The sequence below is a fragment of the Thermomonospora sp. CIF 1 genome (genome assembly GCF_001896795.1).
Classification (GTDB): Bacteria; Actinomycetota; Actinomycetes; order Streptosporangiales; family Streptosporangiaceae; genus Thermomonospora; species Thermomonospora curvata.
In genome coordinates, this window is the sequence record NZ_MOYN02000022.1 from 338264 (window position 1) to 352414 (window position 14151).

Here is a 14151-nt window from a genome sequence, read left to right on the forward strand (position 1 = left end):
CCTCTCCCCTCCTCTTGCGCTCTCACCGCGAATCGCCGCGCCACCGGCGGACGGGGCGGGTCTCGATCCACTCCAGGTGGAGTTCGCGGCGGGCGATCCGCCAGGCGCCGCCCTGGCGGCGGTAGATGTCGGCGTAGCGCAGATGCCACGCCAGGTTCACGACCGTCCCGTCCCGCTCCGACAGGTGGCAGGCGGTGCAGGCCACCGAGCCGGTGGCGGTGCCCGGCTCGGGGCCGGGGTCGAACACCTGACCGGCCAGGGCGTGCATCGTCACCGGGAAGACCTCCAGGGACGACATCACGCGGGCGATCTCCTCCCAGCCGCGGTGGACCAGCACCGGCCCCATCCGTTCGGGCGGGTCGGGCAGGACCAGCACGGCGTCGTCGGTGAACAGGCCCGCCAGGGCGGCCAGGTCCCGCCGGTCCACATGCAGGGCGTAGCGGGCGACCAGGTCGGCCAGCTCGACCCGGTCGCCGGTGCTCAGCCTCATGGGGCGGTCAGCCCGAGCCGCTGCGCGCACGCCGACAGCTCCTCCAGCGCCCGCTCCAGGTCGCGCGTGGGGGTCGGCTGCAGGACGATCCGGTCGGCGCCCAGCTCGGCCAGTCTCTGCGCCTTCTCGGGGGTGATCCGGGCCAGCGAGTGGCCCAGCGTCACCTCCAGGGCGTCCGGGTCGCGTCCGGCCAGCTCGGCCTCCTCGCGCATCAGTTTCAGCAGGTCGCGCAGCGCCTCCCCGGTCACGCCGAGCGGCTGGATGCCGTCGCCGTGCCGGCCGGCCCGCCGCGCCGCGGCGCGGCTGTGCCCGCCGATGTGGATCGGCACGCCGCCGGCCCGGGCCGGTTTGGGGTAGCTCATCGCGTTCTTGAAACGGAAGAACTCCCCCTCGTGGTCGGCGCCGTGCGGCGCGGTGTCGGCCCACAGCTTGCGCATGACCTGGATCTGCTCGTCGGCGCGGCGGCCCCGGGTGGCGAAGTCGGCGCCGCAGGCCTCGACCTCTTCGCGCATCCAGCCCATGCCCACGGTCAGCCGCAGCCGCCCGCCCGAGAGCCGGTCCACGGTGGCGGCCCGTTTGGCCAGCACCACCGGGTGGTGGTTGGGCAGCACCAGCACGCCGGTGGCCAGCCCGATCCGACTAGTGCAGCCGGCCAGGAAGGCCAGCAGGTCCAGCGGGTCGGGGATGTCCAGGTCGTCGGCCAGGTCCATGCGCCCGGAGGCGTCGTAGGGGTAGGTGCTGGTGTAGCCGGCGGCGACGACGGTGTGCTCCACCACGCTGATGGATTCGAACCCGCAGGCCTCCGCGTGGCGGGCGTAACGGCCGATCCACTGCGGGTCGGCCGTCACGCCCGCCGCGACGGGGGCCAGGACGGCGTATTTCACGCCTCAGTCCTCTCCCGCTGCGGCGCGTCCGGCGCGGCGGCCGAAGAACGTGCCGTCGCCCAGCGACGTGCCGCTGACATAGCCCTCGCCGTGGATGCCGGAGGAGGCCCGGCCCGCCGCGTACAAGCCGGCGATGGGCTCGCCGGAGTTGTTGAGGACCTGGCCGTCCACGTTGGTGTGCAGCCCGCCGAGGGTGAACCCGTTGACCCCGGTGCCCTTGCTGCCGCGGTCCCGCTCACCGGGGAAGAAGCCCTCGGCCGGGTCGATCGCCGCCAGCGGGCCCCGCAGCGGGCGCAGCCACTTGGGGTCCTTGTGGAAGTAGGGGTCCTCGCCCTTTTCGGCGTGCCGGTTGTAGATCTCGATGGTGGTCTCCAGCGCGCCGGGCGGCATGCCCAGTTCCTCGCCGAGCTCGGCGGCGGTCTCGGCGGCGTACTTGGGCCGCACCCCCCACCGCTCGGACTCGGGGATGGATTCGAAGCCCTCCTCGTCGATGATCGACCAGTAGGGGGCGGGCTGGTGCAGCAGCGCCCGGTGGCTGTAGAGGCCCGGGTAGACGTCCTCGTTGATGAACCGGCGGCCGAGGGCGTCCACCAGCATGCCGCGGACCACCACGGCCGGCAGCGCGGTCAGCGCGGCCTCCACCACGCTCATGCGGCGGGTGGCGGCGCCGATGGCGGTGGCCATGCGGATGCCGGAGCCGTCGCTGTTGCCGTCGCTGACCTTGTCGTGGCCCAGCAGCACCGGGGCGTGGTGGGCGAGCATCTCGTCGTTGTCGACGAAACCGCCGGTGGTGAGGATGACCGCCTTGCGCGCCCGGTAGGTGACCCGCTCGCCGTACTTGCGCGCCACCACCCCGGCCACCCGGCCGTCGTCGTCCAGCACCAAATTGGTGGCGGCGGTGTCGGCGTGGGTGACGGCGCCGGCGGCGGTGGCGGCGGCCGTCAGCTTCTCCATCAGCAGCCGGCCGCCGAAGCCCTTGGCCGCCGGGCGGTGGCCGCGCGGGACTGGACGGGCGATGGTGTTGTAGGGCCAGGCGTTCTCCCCCAGCCACATCAGCCCGTCCTCGGTGTAGGGCATCCAGGTGGGGGCGTCGAACAGGCTGGGGTTGAACGTCAGGCCGCGGGCGCGGAACCACTCGAAGTGCTCCACGCTCTCATCGCAGTACAGCCGCAGCTTGGCGGCATCGACGTGCGGGCCGAGCGCCGCCTCCAGGTAGGCGTACATGTTGTCGGGGTCGTCGTCGAACCCGCACGCCTTCTGGATCTCGGTGCCGCCGCCCAGGTACAGCTCCCCGCCGGACATGGCCGACGCCCCGCCGGGGCCGCCGGCCTTCTCCAGCACCAGCACGCTCGCGCCCGCACTGGCCGCCTCGAAGGCGGCCGCGGCGCCCGCGCAGCCGAACCCGACCACCAGCACGTCGCACTCGTGGTCGAAGGCGCCGACTTCGCGGACGCCGATCGGTTCCACAGAGCTCATCGGCATCACTTGGTCGGGGGGATGAACGCGGCCAGCGGCTCAGAGCCCGACCAGTCGTGGCCCCAGTAGCTGTCGCGGGTGATCTCTTCGGCGGTGTAGTACGTCTCGTCGACGAGCATGCCGTCGGTGCCGTACTCGATGTCCCAGCCGCCCGGGGCGCGCACGTAGAAGGAGACCATCTTGTCGTTGGTGTGGCGGCCCAGGGTGGAGGAGATCGAAAAGCCCAGCCGGGTGACGTTGTCCAGCGCCCGGCCGACGGTGTCCAGGTCCTCGACCTCCACCATGATGTGCACCAGGCCCGGGTCGCCGTCGTGCGGGGCAGGGGCGATGGCCAGGCTGTGGTGGCGCTGGTTGACGCCGAGGAAGCGGACGCGCAACGGACGCTCGGGGGTGGCGGCGCTGACCTTCATGGCACCGCGCGGCAGGAACCCGAGGACCTCGCAGTACCAGTTCGTCAGCTCCTCGGCGCGGGGGGTGGGCAGCACCACGTGGCCCATGCCCAGCGGGCCGGTGACGAACCTGTGGGCCAGCGGGGTGCGCAGCGGGCTGTGGTCCAGGACGGGGCCGAAGAACACCTCCACGGGGGTGCCGGAGGGGTCCTTGAAGGCGATGGCCTGCTCGACGTCCCGCTCGGCGGCCTCCTTGGGCGACAGCACGGTCACGTCCGTGCCGGACTTCTCCACCGCCTCGCGGACCGCGGCCAGCGCGTACTGGTCGCGCACCTCCCAGCCGACGGCCAGCACCCGGTCGGTGTCGCCGGGCAGCACCGCCAGGCGGTAGCGGCGCTCGTCCATGCGCAGGTACAGCCCGTCCGGGTCCGGTCCGGAGCCCTCGGCGAAGCCGAGTCCTTCGATCGCCAGTTCGCGCCAGCGTTCGATGTGGCGCGTCTGGACCTTCACATAGCCAAGTCCTCGGATCAACGTCACTGTGCGTCCTCGATCCATCTTCGATGTCGCGGTCGAGCCTCCGGCCGCCAGTGCTCAAGCTCTCAAAACCGCCTGCTCGCCGCGCCCGTCCTCCCGCTCAGTGAGAGTCCCGGACCGGGGACGCCGCGCCGCCCAAGGCGCTTTCGCGGGCGAACTCCTCCAGCGTGGTGGAGACGGCGCGCACACCGGCGGCCGGTTCGTTGCCCACCTCGTCGTACCTGGTGATGAACTCCTGTGATGCGGCAACGCCCATGCAGGACGGTGACGCGGAATCCGTCCCCGGAAAAAGATCGCGGCCCGGCCGGCCCGCCGTGGGCGGCGACCCTCCCGGCCGCAAGCCCCCATCCGCCCGTGCCCGATCCCACGGAGCCCCCGCCGCCCCCTGCCCGAGCGCGGACGGTACCCGTTCTTTCCGGGAGATCTCGCGTGAGGCGGGCACATCAAGGGTCTCTAACATCAGCGGGCAGGACAGGCGCGGTGAAGGGAAGCGGACATGCGACAGCGGGCTCTCGGCCGGCAGGGGCTGGTGGTGTCGGAGCTGGGGTACGGCGCGATGGGCATTTCCATCGCCTACGGCCCCTCGGACGAAAAGGAAGGCGAGGCCACCATCCGCCGGGCCCACGAGCTGGGGGTGACGTTCTTCGACACGGCCGAGCTGTACGGGCAGGGCGCCAACGAACGGATCGTGGGGGCCGCGCTGGCCCCGGTCCGCGACGAGGTGGTCATCGCCACCAAGTTCGGGTTCGACTTCACCGGCACGCGTCCCAGCGGGCTGGACAGCCGTCCCGAGCGCATCCGCCAGGTCGTCGACAACAGCCTGCGCCACCTGGGCACCGACGTCATCGACCTGCTCTACCAGCACCGGGTCGATCCCGATGTGCCGATCGAGGAGGTGGCCGGGACCGTCGGGGAGCTGATCGAGGCCGGCAAGGTCCGCTACTTCGGGCTGAGCGAGGCGGGTGAGAACACCATCCGCCGGGCGCACGCCGTCTGCCCGGTGTCGGCGCTGCAGACCGAGTACTCGCTGTTCGAACGCGACGTGGAGGCCCTGTTCCCCGTCCTGCGCGAGCTGGGGATCGGGTTCGTGGCCTACTCACCGCTGGGCCGGGGCTTTTTGACCGGGTCGGCCAAGCCCGGCCCCGAGTACGACCCCTCCGACTTCCGCCACTGGGACCCGCGCTTCCAGCCCGGCAACTACGAAAAGAACCTGGAGGCCACGCGCGCCCTGGCCGAGCTGGCCGCGGCCAAGGGCGCCACCGTCGCCCAGCTGGCGCTGGCCTGGCTGCTGACCCGGGGCGAGGACGTCGTGCCGATCCCCGGCACCCGCAGCCCCAAGCGCCTGGAGGAGAACGTCGCCGCCGCCGACCTCGTCTTGAGCCGGGCCGACCTGGAGCGCATCGCCGAGATCCTGCCCGACGGCGGCTTCGGCGCCCGCTACCCGGAGGGCATGCTCCCCACCTGGGACTGAGGCCGTCACGAACCGGCCGCAAACGGGACGGTCCCGGGCCGGTCGAGGGGCCGGTCCGGGAGAGTCCTCATGGCGAAGGCCCCGTCCGGTGGCGCCGGGGCCGGCGCGGGTTTTCAGATCATGGAGCGGATCGGGCCCAGCGGGGGCTCGATGTCCATGTCGGTCAGGGCGGAGACGTGGTAGACGGCGCCGGGCACGTGGATGGCGTGCACCAACCCCATGTGGGCGTCCCGCCAGAACCGCTGGATGGGGTTGTCCATGCGCATGCCGTTGCCGCCGGAGCGCAGCACGATCTCGTTCATCGCCCGCACCGCGCGCCAGGCCGAGCGGACCTGGGTGCGGCGGGCCGCGGCGCGCTCGGCGAAGGTGATCTTCTTGCCGGCGGCGACCTTGTCATACAGCCGGGAGATGTAGTCCAGCATCGTGATGCGGGAGGCGGCGATCTCCTCGGCGGCCTCGCTGATGGCGTACAGCACGTACGGGTCGTCTTTGACCTTGGTGCCGGTGATCTGCACCCGGCTGCGCTGGTAGGCCAGGTGGGCGGCGAGCGCGCCCTCGGTGATGCCGATCACCGCCGAGGAGATGCCCAGCGGGAAGATCGCGGTGAACGGCACGTGGTAGAGCGGGTTGGTCAGCCCGGCCCGCTCGGCCTGGATGCCCTCGATCACATCGTGGTACTTCAGCACCCGGTACTCGGGGACGAAGGCGTCGCGGACGATGATGTCCTTGCTGCCGGTGCCCGACAGGCCCACCACGTCCCAGGTGCCCTCGACGATCTCGTAGTCGGAGCGGGGCAGGATCAGGTGCAGCGAGGTCGGCGGCTGGGCGATGTTGCCGTCGGCGTCGCCGAGCATGCCGCCCAGGAAGATCCAGTCGCAGTGGTCGGTGCCGGAGGAGAACTGCCAGCGGCCGTTGAAGATGTAGCCTCCGTCGACCGGGCGGGCGATGCCCAGCGGCGCGTACGGGGAGGCGATCCAGGTGTCCTGGTTGTCGCCCCAGACCTCTTCTTGCACGCGCGGGTCGGCCAGGGCCATCTCCCAGGCGTGCAGGCCGACGATGCCGGCGACCCAGCCGGTGGAGCCGTCCAGGGCGGCGATGCCCATCACCGTCTCGGCGAACTCGCGGGGGTGCGCCTCCATGCCGCCGTAGGTCGCCGGCTGCAGCATCCGCATCATCCCCGCGTCGCGCAGGATCTTGGCGGCCTTGTCGTCGAGCTTGCCGAGCCGCTCGTTGACGGGGCCGAGTTCGCGGATCTCCTCGGCGTGTTCCATGATCGCGTCTAGCACGCGCTTGGCCATCGCCCACTCTCCCGTGATGTCGTTAGCCGTCGTAGGTGACCTTCAGCCGGTCGCTGACCGGCCTCGCCTGACAGGCGAGGATGAGGCCGTCGGCGAGGTCCCGCTCATCCAGGACGGTGTTGACGTCCATGGACGCCTCCCCTTCCAGGACCACGCAGGCGCATGCCGCGCACGAGCCCTCACGGCAGGAGAACGGCGCGTCCACTCCGGCGCGCAGCAGCACGTCGAGCAGGCGTTCGGAGCGGGGCCAGGGCACGGTCCGCCTCTCGCCGTCGATTTCGACCTCCACGGTGGCGGCGTCCTCCTCACCCGCCGCACCGCTGTCCCCGTCTGAGATGGCGTCCTCGCCGGCCGCCTCGAACGGGTCGCCGGCCAGCGAGAAGTACTTCTCCACATGCACCCGCCCGGCGGGCACGCCCAGACCGGTCAGCGCCTCGGTCGCCAGGTCCATGAACGCGGCCGGCCCGCAGATGAAGGCGTCGCGGTCGGTGTAGGGCCGCAGCAGCGCGCGCAGGCCGGCCGCGGTGGGCAGGCCCTGCACCGACTCCAGCCAGTGGAGGACCGTCAGCCGCTCACCGTGCGCCTCGGCGAGGGCGCGCAGCTCACCGGCGAAGATGACCGAGCGTTCGTCCCGGTTGGCATACAGCAGGGTCACCTTCCCGCCGCCCGCGGCCAGGCAGGATTTCAGGATCGACATGATGGGGGTGATGCCGCTGCCGCCGGCGATCAGCAGCAGGTCCTCCTGCAGCGAGGAGGGGGTGAAGGTCCCGGCGGGACGCAGCACCTCCAGCACGTCCCCGGCGGTGACGTTGTCGCAGATCCAGTTGGACCCCAGCCCGCCGGCGACCCGTTTGACGGTCACCTTCAGGTGCTCGTCGGTGAGCGGCGAGCTGCACAGCGAGTAGCAGCGCGCCGCCCAGCCGTCGGGTGCGGGCACCCGGATGGTCAGGAACTGGCCGGGCCGGTAGGCGAAGCGCTCCCGGTCCCCCTCGGCGGGTTCCAGGACGAGCGTGTGCGCCTCGGCGGTCTCGCGGACGACCTCGACGACGCGCACCTTCAGCGATCCGGCCCGGCTCACCGCTGGTCCTCCCGGCGGGCGCGGGCGGCGGCGTGCCGGGCGGCGATGTAGCCGAACACGATGGACGGGCCGATGGTGGCGCCGGGACCGGCGTACTCGTTGCCCATCACCGAGGCGGAGGTGTTCCCCGTGGCGTACAGCCCTTCGATCACCGAGCCGTCCTCGCGCAGCACCCGGCTGTGCTCGTCGCAGACCAGCCCGCCCTTGGTGCCCAGGTCGCCGATCTCCAGCCGGAAGGCGTAGTAGGGCGGGGTGTCGATCACGTCCAGGTTGGGGTTCTTGAGGTTGGGGTCGCCGTAGTAGCGGTCGTAGGCGCTGTCGCCGCGGCCGAATTCGGGGTCCTTGCCGGTGCGGGCGTAGCCGTTGAAGGTGGTGACGGTCTCGTTCAGCGCGTCGGCCGGGACGCCGATCTTCTCAGCCAGTTCGGTGAGGGTGTCGGCCTTGAAGGCGATCCCCGCCTCAAAGAAGCTCTTGGGGATCGGCGCGCCCGGCAGGATCTGCGCGAACGGGTAGCGGGCGCGGGCCTTGGCGTCCATCACCAGCCAGGCGGGGATGTGGCCGCCGGCGAGCTGGTCGTGGACGAAGTTGACGTACGGGGCCGACTCGTTGGTGAAGCGCTTCCCTTGCGGGGAGACGATGACCTGCCGGGGGATGGCCCGTTCCGACAGCAGCGGGATGACCGCGCCGGCCGGGTGCCGCAGCGCCGGCATCCACCAGGCGTCGTCCATCAGGTCCAGCGCGGCGCCGAGCTTGATCCCGGCCTGGATGCCGTCGCCGGTGTTCTCCCGGGCGCCCATGGCGTAGTTCTCCCGGGCGCCCTCGGGCAGGTACTTGGCGCGCATCTCGTTGTTGTGCTCAAAGCCGCCGGTGGCCAGCAGCACGCCGTAGCGGCCGCGCAGCCGCAGCGTCTTGCCCTCCCGTTCGACCTCGATCCCGACGACGGCGCCGCGCTCGTCGGTGATCAGGTCGGTCATGCGGGTCTGCAGCCACAGCGGGATGCCGGCGTCCTTGAGCGCCATGCGCAGCCGGGCGACCAGGGCGCGCCCGCCGGTGGCCATGTGGCGGCGCAGGATCAGGTTGGAGGAGACCCGCCAGGCGGCCACCAGGGAGGCCTTGCGGCCCCGCCAGGTGCGCTTGGCCATGGCCAGGTCGCGGTAGTCCTTGGCGGTGATCCACAGGCCGAGGGGGCCTTTGAGGTTGTTGGGCCGCTGGTACTTTTCGTCCTCACCCAGCTTGCGGGTGTCGAAGGGCTTGGCCTCGATGGAGCGTCCCATCGGGCGCCCGCCCTCCAGCTCGGGGTGGTAGTCGGAGTAGCCCTTGGTCCAGAAGAACTTGACCCACTTGCTCTTTTCGAGCACCTCCATCGCGGCCGGGCCGTTGTCCACGAACGCCTCCAGGCGCGCCCTGGGCACGCGGCCCTGGGTGAGCTGCTCCAGGTAGCGCAGGATGGACTCGCGGCTGTCGTTGTGGCCCTTGGCGCGCAGCGTGGGGTTGTTGGGGATCCAGATGCCGCCGCCGGAGATGCCGGTGCTGCCGCCGTACTTTTTGCCCTTCTCCACGATCAGGGGCTTGAGTCCCTCGTCGTGGGCGGTGAGCGCGGCGGCCATGCCGCCTCCGCCGCTGCCGACGATGACCAGGTCGTATTCGGCGTCCCAGCCGTTGCCCGCGGCGCTCATGCGGCGTCCTTGCGGGTCAGGAAGGCCAGCACCACGCTCTCCCAGGCCTCCTTCTGCTCGATCATCACCCAGTGGCCGCAGTTGGGGAAGATGTGCACTTCGACGTCGGGGATGGCGCGCATCGGCAGCAGCGCCATGTCCACGGGGCTGACCCGGTCGTCACGCCCCCAGGTGATCAGGGTCTTGGCCTTGAGCTTGTGCAGCATCGCCCAGTAGGGCGGGGTGTCGGAGGCGGCCTGGGCCTTGGCGTTGGCGGCGAAGGCCTTGCTGCCGTACATGCGGCGGGCGGCGGCCAGCGTGTCGGGGTCGGTGGCCTGCTGCCAGCGCTCCTCGATCATCTCCTCGGTGATGATCTTGGGGTCGTAGACCATGGAGTGCAGCCAGCGGATCAGCTTCTCGCGGCTGGGCTCGTCGGTGAACTCCATCAGCAGCTTGATGCCCTCGCCGGGCGAAGGACTGAAGATGTTGCGGCCCATGCCGCCGATGGTGACCAGCCGGCGCACCCGGTCGGGGTGGGCCAGCGCCACCTGGGTGCCGACGATGCCGCCCATGGAGTTGCCGATCACGTCCACCTGCTGCAGGCCCAGCCCGTCCAGGAAGCGGAGCACCGCGCCGGTGGCGGCCAGCATGGGGTGCTGGTCGGTCGGGTCGCTGACCCCGAAGCCGGGGAACTCCAGCACCAGGCAGCGGAAGTGCTCGGCCAGCACCGGCAGGTTGCCGCGGAAGTTGCGCCAGCCGGTGACGCCCGGCCCGGAGCCGTGCAACAGCAGCAGCGGCGGTCCCTCGCCCGCCTCGTGGTAACGCAGCACCCCTTGGTCGGTGGCGAGTTCGCGCAACGTCGACTCGTAGGTCAGCTCCGTGGTCATAGGTCTCTCAGTCCTTCGCAGGTGACTTGCCGGGAACGTAACCAGCGCCTTGTCAAGGCCGCCGCGACGATCCCGATCAGCGGGACGCGCCTGATTCGGGGGTTGTGACCGGTCCTGGCGGTGCGGCGGATGGGGAGCGGCCGGCGCTCGTCGAAGGCGCGGCGGCGGGGATGAAGAGTGGTCTTCCACTCAACGGGATGCCCTTTCCCTCGGTAACGAGGGCGGCCTACGTTCCTGATCGTCAACGCCCGACGCGGCCCGCCGAGCACCCGAGGGGAATCCATGCCAGCCGAGCCAGCGATCACCACCGATCCCGGTCACGCCGCGCCGCCCGCGCCGGTGGAGTTCCGGCGGGCCATGGCCGAGTTCGCCACCGGCGTCACCGTGGTCACCGGCCTCGACGGGGGCGAGCCGGTGGGTTTCGCCTGCCAGTCGTTTGCGTCGGTGTCCCTGGAGCCGCCGCTGGTGCTGTTCTGCGCCGATCACCGCGGCCGGTCCTGGCCGCGCATCCGGGCCAGCGGCCGGTTCTGCGTGAACATCCTGGCCGAGGACCAGCGGGAGCTGTGCGAGCGCTTCGGGTCGAGCAAGGGCCGCAAGTTCCAGGGGCTGGAGTGGGAGCCGTCGCCGTGGGGCGCGCCGGCGCTGCCCGATGTGCTGCTGCGCGTGCACGCGGTGGTGCAGGACGTGCACGTGGCCGGCGACCACGACGTGGTGATCGGACGGGTGCTGAGCTGTGAGCGTCCCCCGGGGAACGAGGGGCGGCGTCCGCTGTTGTTCTTCCGCAGCCGGTTCGGCATCGACGAGCCGGACGCCCCGATCGCCCCCGACCCGTGGGCCAGGGGCGATCGGTGGGGCTGAGGTCACCGCAGCGCCGCGGTCACATCCACTCGCCGCGGCCGTCCATCGCCAGCAGGCGGTTCAGCGTCTCGGGAGACCAGGAGTCCTCGGCGGGCGGGGCGAACTCCGCCCGCCGGGCGCGGGGGCGGCGCGCCGGCGCCGTGGACGGGAAGAGGGTCTGGGACGCCTCACGGGCGGCGGCGGCCACCAGCGGGGCGACGTTCTCCAGCGGGGTGCGGATGTCGCCGACCAGGGAGATGCCGGCCACCGGCCCTTCGGGGCCGCGGATGGCGGCGGCCACGCAGGCGATGCCGGGGAAGGTCTCGCCCCGCTCGAAGGCCAGGCCGCGGCGCCGGCGGATGCGGTGCAGCTCCTGGTGAAGGGTGGCCAGCTCGCCGATGGTGCGGTTGGTCAGCCGGTTCAGGGCGCCGCCGAGCCGGGCGTCGACCTGCTCGGGCTCCAGCCAGGCCAGCATCGCCTTGCCCAGCGCGGTGGAGTGGGCCGGGGCCCGTCCGCCGACCCGGGAGGGCACCGAGCTGGCGAACCGTCCGCCGACCTTGTCCAGGTAGAAGACGTGGGCGCCGTCCAGCACGGCCAGGTGGGCCACCAGCCCGGTGGTGATCTGCAGCTCGTGCAGCAGCGGCGCGGCGGCCTCGCGGATCTTGCCGTGCCCGCCGTCCCGGCCACCGAGACTCAGCGCCCGCGGCCCGAGGGCGTAGCCGTAGGAGTTGTGCTCCAGCCAGCGCTGGCGGACCAGCTGGTCGAGGATGCGGTGCGCGGTCGAGCGCGGCAGGCCGGTGTGCCGTGCCACGTCCTCCAGGGTCAGCCGGACCGAGCGGCCGGTGAAGGCGTCCAGGATCAAGGTCATTCGCTCGACCATCGACGGCGGCGGGTCGCGGCGCACTGCGGGGGCTGCCGTGGACTCGCTCATCGCACCTCCCAGACGACTGAAATGAATTCTTGTGACACGAATCTAGCAAGCAGTCTCTTCCCAGGGAAGACACCAGTTGATGTCGTGTTTATGGCGCTTTGTCCGTTCCGTTGAGTGAGACGCCTCACGAGACAGCGCGGACGTTGCTACTAGAACGTTTTCTTGTCACAGCCTGGAGGGGGGCACATGCGCATCGGCATCGTCACACCGGTGGTGGCCCAGCCGCCGGGAGCACACTCCCCGTGGGAGCACAGCGCCGGCATCGAGGAGCTCGGCCGGATCGCCGAGGCCGCCGACCGGCTCGGCTACCACCACCTGACCTGCAGCGAGCATGTGGCCGTGCCCACCGAGGCCGCCGCGCAGCGCGGCGGCGTCTACTGGGACCCGCTGGCGACCTTCGGCTACCTGGCCGCCCGCACCCGCCGCATCCGGCTGGCCACGCAGGTGCTGGTGCTCGGCTACCACCACCCGCTGGCCATCGCCAAGCGCTACGGCACGCTGGACCGCGTCAGCGGCGGGCGGCTGGTGCTCGGGCTGGGCGTGGGCAGCCTGGCCGAGGAGTTCGCGCTGCTGGGCGCCCCCTTCGAAGGCCGCGGCCCGCGCGCCGACGAGGCCATCGCCGCGCTGCGCGCCGCCTGGGGCCGGCGAGAGCCGAGCTTCCACGGCGAGCACTACGACTTCTCCGGCTTCGTCGTCGAGCCGCACGCCGTGCGCGAGCGGGTGCCGATCTGGATCGGCGGGCGCACCGCCCGCTCGCTGCGCCGCGCCGTCACGCTCGGGGACGGCTGGGTCCCCTTCGGCCTGCCCCTGGACACGCTCGCCGAGATGCTCGCCAAGGCCGACGCGCCCGAGGGTTTCGAGGTGGTGCTGAGCCCCGGCCGCCCGCTGGACCCGCTCGGCTCCCCCGAGGCGGCGCGCACCGCGCTGGAGCGGCTGCGCAAGGCCGGCGCGACCATCGCCGGCGTCCGCCTGACGGCCACCTCGGCCGACCACTACTGCGACCAGCTGGCCGCCCTGCGCGAGCTGGGCCAGAGCCAGGGTCTGTCCTTCGCCGGGGACTGACCCCGTTCTCCGGCTGCACCCCGGGCCGGACGAGCCCGCGCCGCGCTCGTCCGGCCCGCCCCTACCGAGCAAGTCGTCAGGAGGTTGCGATGGCCGACGCCGAGCCGCGGCGGGAGGCGCTGGAGGAGCGGCTGCGGGCGCTGGAAGAGCGGCTGCGGCTGCTGGAGGACGAGCGGGAGATCACCCGCCTGATCCTGTCCTATGGCCCGCTGGTCGACAGCGGCTGCGCGCAGGCCGTGGCCGAGCTGTGGGAGCCCGAGGGCGTCTACGACGTCGACGAGCTGCTGATGAACGGGCGGCGGGAGATCGCCGCGATGGTGCGCTCCCGCAACCACCAGGGCTGGATCGCCGGGGGCTGCGCCCACTTCATCGGCCCGCCCCACGTCACGGTGGACGGCGATGAGGCCACCGCGGTCGGCTACACCCTCATGATCGTCAACACCCCGGACGGCTTCACGCTGCGCCGCGCCACCGCCAACCGCTGGCGGCTGCGCCGCACCGCGGCCGGCTGGCGCGCCGTCGAGCGCACCAACCGCGTGCTGGACGGCCGCAAGGAGTCCCCCGACCTGCTGGCCTCCTGCTTCCCCGGCGCGGTGCGCCACCTGCCGCAGGGGCCACGGGCGTGATGGGCGACCGCGAGCAGATCATCGAGCGGCTGGCCGAACTGGCCGCCGCGCTGGACCGCCGGGACTGGGCGGCGATCGGCGCGATGTTCACCGAGGACGCCACCGGCTACGGCCGCACCGGACGGGCGGAGATCGTCGCCGTCGTCCGCCGCCATCTGGGCGGCTGCGGCCCGTCCCAGCACCTGCTGGGCAACCACCGGGTGCGCATCGACGGCGACCGGGCGCGGTCGCTGACCTACGCGCGGGTCATGCACCTGGGCGCCGGCCCCATGGAGGGCCGCCACTATGAGTGCTTCGGCGAGTACGACGACCGCTGGGTGCGCACCGCCGGCGGCTGGCTGCTGACCTCCCGGACGTTCCAGATCACCATGCAGTTCGGCGACTTCGGGGTGCTGCGGCCGGGCTGATCCCCCGGTGGCCGGGCGGAAAGAGAGACTCAGCTCACCCTTCGAAAAGCTCCGTGCGGCACCGGCCCGGCTTTTATCCTCAATGAGTACGAAACCGTTTCGTACTCATTGAGAGGGGGTCGTAAC

The 14151-nt window shown here is 71.9% G+C and carries 15 protein-coding genes; 5 read left to right on the top strand and 10 right to left on the bottom strand.

What is annotated here, in order from left to right; all coding sequences use genetic code 11:
* Nucleotides 1–22: 22 nt before the first annotated feature.
* From BUE48_RS17470 to BUE48_RS17490, 5 genes are all read right to left on the bottom strand, one after another.
* The gene (locus BUE48_RS17470) at nucleotides 23–490 is read right to left on the bottom strand and encodes a nuclear transport factor 2 family protein (RefSeq protein ID WP_012853833.1); all 468 of its coding nucleotides are present in this window, start codon (nucleotides 488–490) and stop codon (nucleotides 23–25) included.
* On the bottom strand, nucleotides 487–1374 hold the full coding sequence (locus BUE48_RS17475; protein WP_286990566.1) for an LLM class F420-dependent oxidoreductase: 888 nt from the start codon (nucleotides 1372–1374) through the stop codon (nucleotides 487–489). The genes BUE48_RS17470 and BUE48_RS17475 overlap by 4 nt, the downstream gene beginning before the upstream one ends.
* 3 nt (nucleotides 1375–1377) lie before the next feature.
* A complete protein-coding gene (locus BUE48_RS17480) occupies nucleotides 1378–2850 on the bottom strand; it encodes an FAD-dependent oxidoreductase (RefSeq protein ID WP_286990567.1) in 1473 nt (490 codons plus the stop codon).
* A 5-nt stretch (nucleotides 2851–2855) separates the two neighbouring features.
* On the bottom strand, nucleotides 2856–3749 hold the full coding sequence (locus BUE48_RS17485; RefSeq protein ID WP_286990568.1) for a VOC family protein: 894 nt from the start codon (nucleotides 3747–3749) through the stop codon (nucleotides 2856–2858).
* Nucleotides 3750–3873: 124 nt separating this feature from the next.
* Entirely contained in the window at nucleotides 3874–4029 is a 156-nt protein-coding gene (locus tag BUE48_RS17490) for a hypothetical protein (protein ID WP_012853837.1), read from the bottom strand.
* 240 nt (nucleotides 4030–4269) lie between these two features.
* Between BUE48_RS17490 and BUE48_RS17495 the strand changes: the two genes are divergently transcribed.
* Nucleotides 4270–5244: an aldo/keto reductase gene (locus BUE48_RS17495; protein WP_286990569.1), complete on the top strand. Its 975-nt coding sequence runs from the start codon at nucleotides 4270–4272 to the stop codon at nucleotides 5242–5244.
* 113 nt (nucleotides 5245–5357) lie between these two features.
* On the opposite strand, the gene BUE48_RS17500 is transcribed toward BUE48_RS17495, so the two are convergent.
* The 4 genes from BUE48_RS17500 to BUE48_RS17515 are packed head-to-tail and all read right to left on the bottom strand — an operon-like array spanning nucleotide 5358 to nucleotide 10162.
* Complete coding sequence (locus tag BUE48_RS17500; RefSeq protein WP_012853839.1) at nucleotides 5358–6542, bottom strand: acyl-CoA dehydrogenase family protein; 1185 nt, start codon at nucleotides 6540–6542, stop codon at nucleotides 5358–5360.
* Between the two features lie 22 nt (nucleotides 6543–6564).
* Nucleotides 6565–7620 (bottom strand): ferredoxin--NADP reductase, encoded by a 1056-nt coding sequence (locus BUE48_RS17505; RefSeq protein WP_012853840.1) that lies wholly within the window; start codon nucleotides 7618–7620, stop codon nucleotides 6565–6567.
* Nucleotides 7617–9296 carry an FAD-binding protein gene (locus BUE48_RS17510; RefSeq protein ID WP_012853841.1) on the bottom strand — a complete coding sequence of 560 codons (1680 nt, stop codon included), beginning with the start codon at nucleotides 9294–9296 and terminating at the stop codon, nucleotides 7617–7619. Before BUE48_RS17510 ends, BUE48_RS17505 begins: the two co-directional genes overlap by 4 nt.
* The gene (locus BUE48_RS17515; RefSeq protein WP_012853842.1) at nucleotides 9293–10162 is read right to left on the bottom strand and encodes an alpha/beta fold hydrolase; all 870 of its coding nucleotides are present in this window, start codon (nucleotides 10160–10162) and stop codon (nucleotides 9293–9295) included. Before BUE48_RS17515 ends, BUE48_RS17510 begins: the two co-directional genes overlap by 4 nt.
* A 282-nt stretch (nucleotides 10163–10444) precedes the next feature.
* On the opposite strand from BUE48_RS17515, the gene BUE48_RS17520 reads away from it, so the two are divergent.
* Nucleotides 10445–11020, top strand: coding sequence for a flavin reductase family protein (locus tag BUE48_RS17520; protein WP_012853843.1), 576 nt, complete (start codon nucleotides 10445–10447; stop codon nucleotides 11018–11020).
* Nucleotides 11021–11039: 19 nt separating this feature from the next.
* Here the strand turns inward: BUE48_RS17520 and BUE48_RS17525 are convergent, their stop codons facing one another.
* Nucleotides 11040–11930, bottom strand: coding sequence for an IclR family transcriptional regulator (locus tag BUE48_RS17525; RefSeq protein WP_012853844.1), 891 nt, complete (start codon nucleotides 11928–11930; stop codon nucleotides 11040–11042).
* A 186-nt stretch (nucleotides 11931–12116) separates the two neighbouring features.
* Between BUE48_RS17525 and BUE48_RS17530 the strand changes: the two genes are divergently transcribed.
* The 3 genes from BUE48_RS17530 (at nucleotide 12117) to BUE48_RS17540 (ending at nucleotide 14025) form a co-directional block, all read left to right on the top strand.
* Entirely contained in the window at nucleotides 12117–12992 is an 876-nt protein-coding gene (locus BUE48_RS17530; RefSeq protein WP_012853845.1) for an LLM class F420-dependent oxidoreductase, read from the top strand.
* Between the two features lie 89 nt (nucleotides 12993–13081).
* Complete coding sequence (locus BUE48_RS17535) at nucleotides 13082–13618, top strand: nuclear transport factor 2 family protein (RefSeq protein WP_012853846.1); 537 nt, start codon at nucleotides 13082–13084, stop codon at nucleotides 13616–13618.
* Complete coding sequence (locus BUE48_RS17540; RefSeq protein ID WP_012853847.1) at nucleotides 13618–14025, top strand: nuclear transport factor 2 family protein; 408 nt, start codon at nucleotides 13618–13620, stop codon at nucleotides 14023–14025. The genes BUE48_RS17535 and BUE48_RS17540 overlap by 1 nt, the downstream gene beginning before the upstream one ends.
* The last annotated feature ends 126 nt before the right edge of the window (nucleotides 14026–14151 follow it).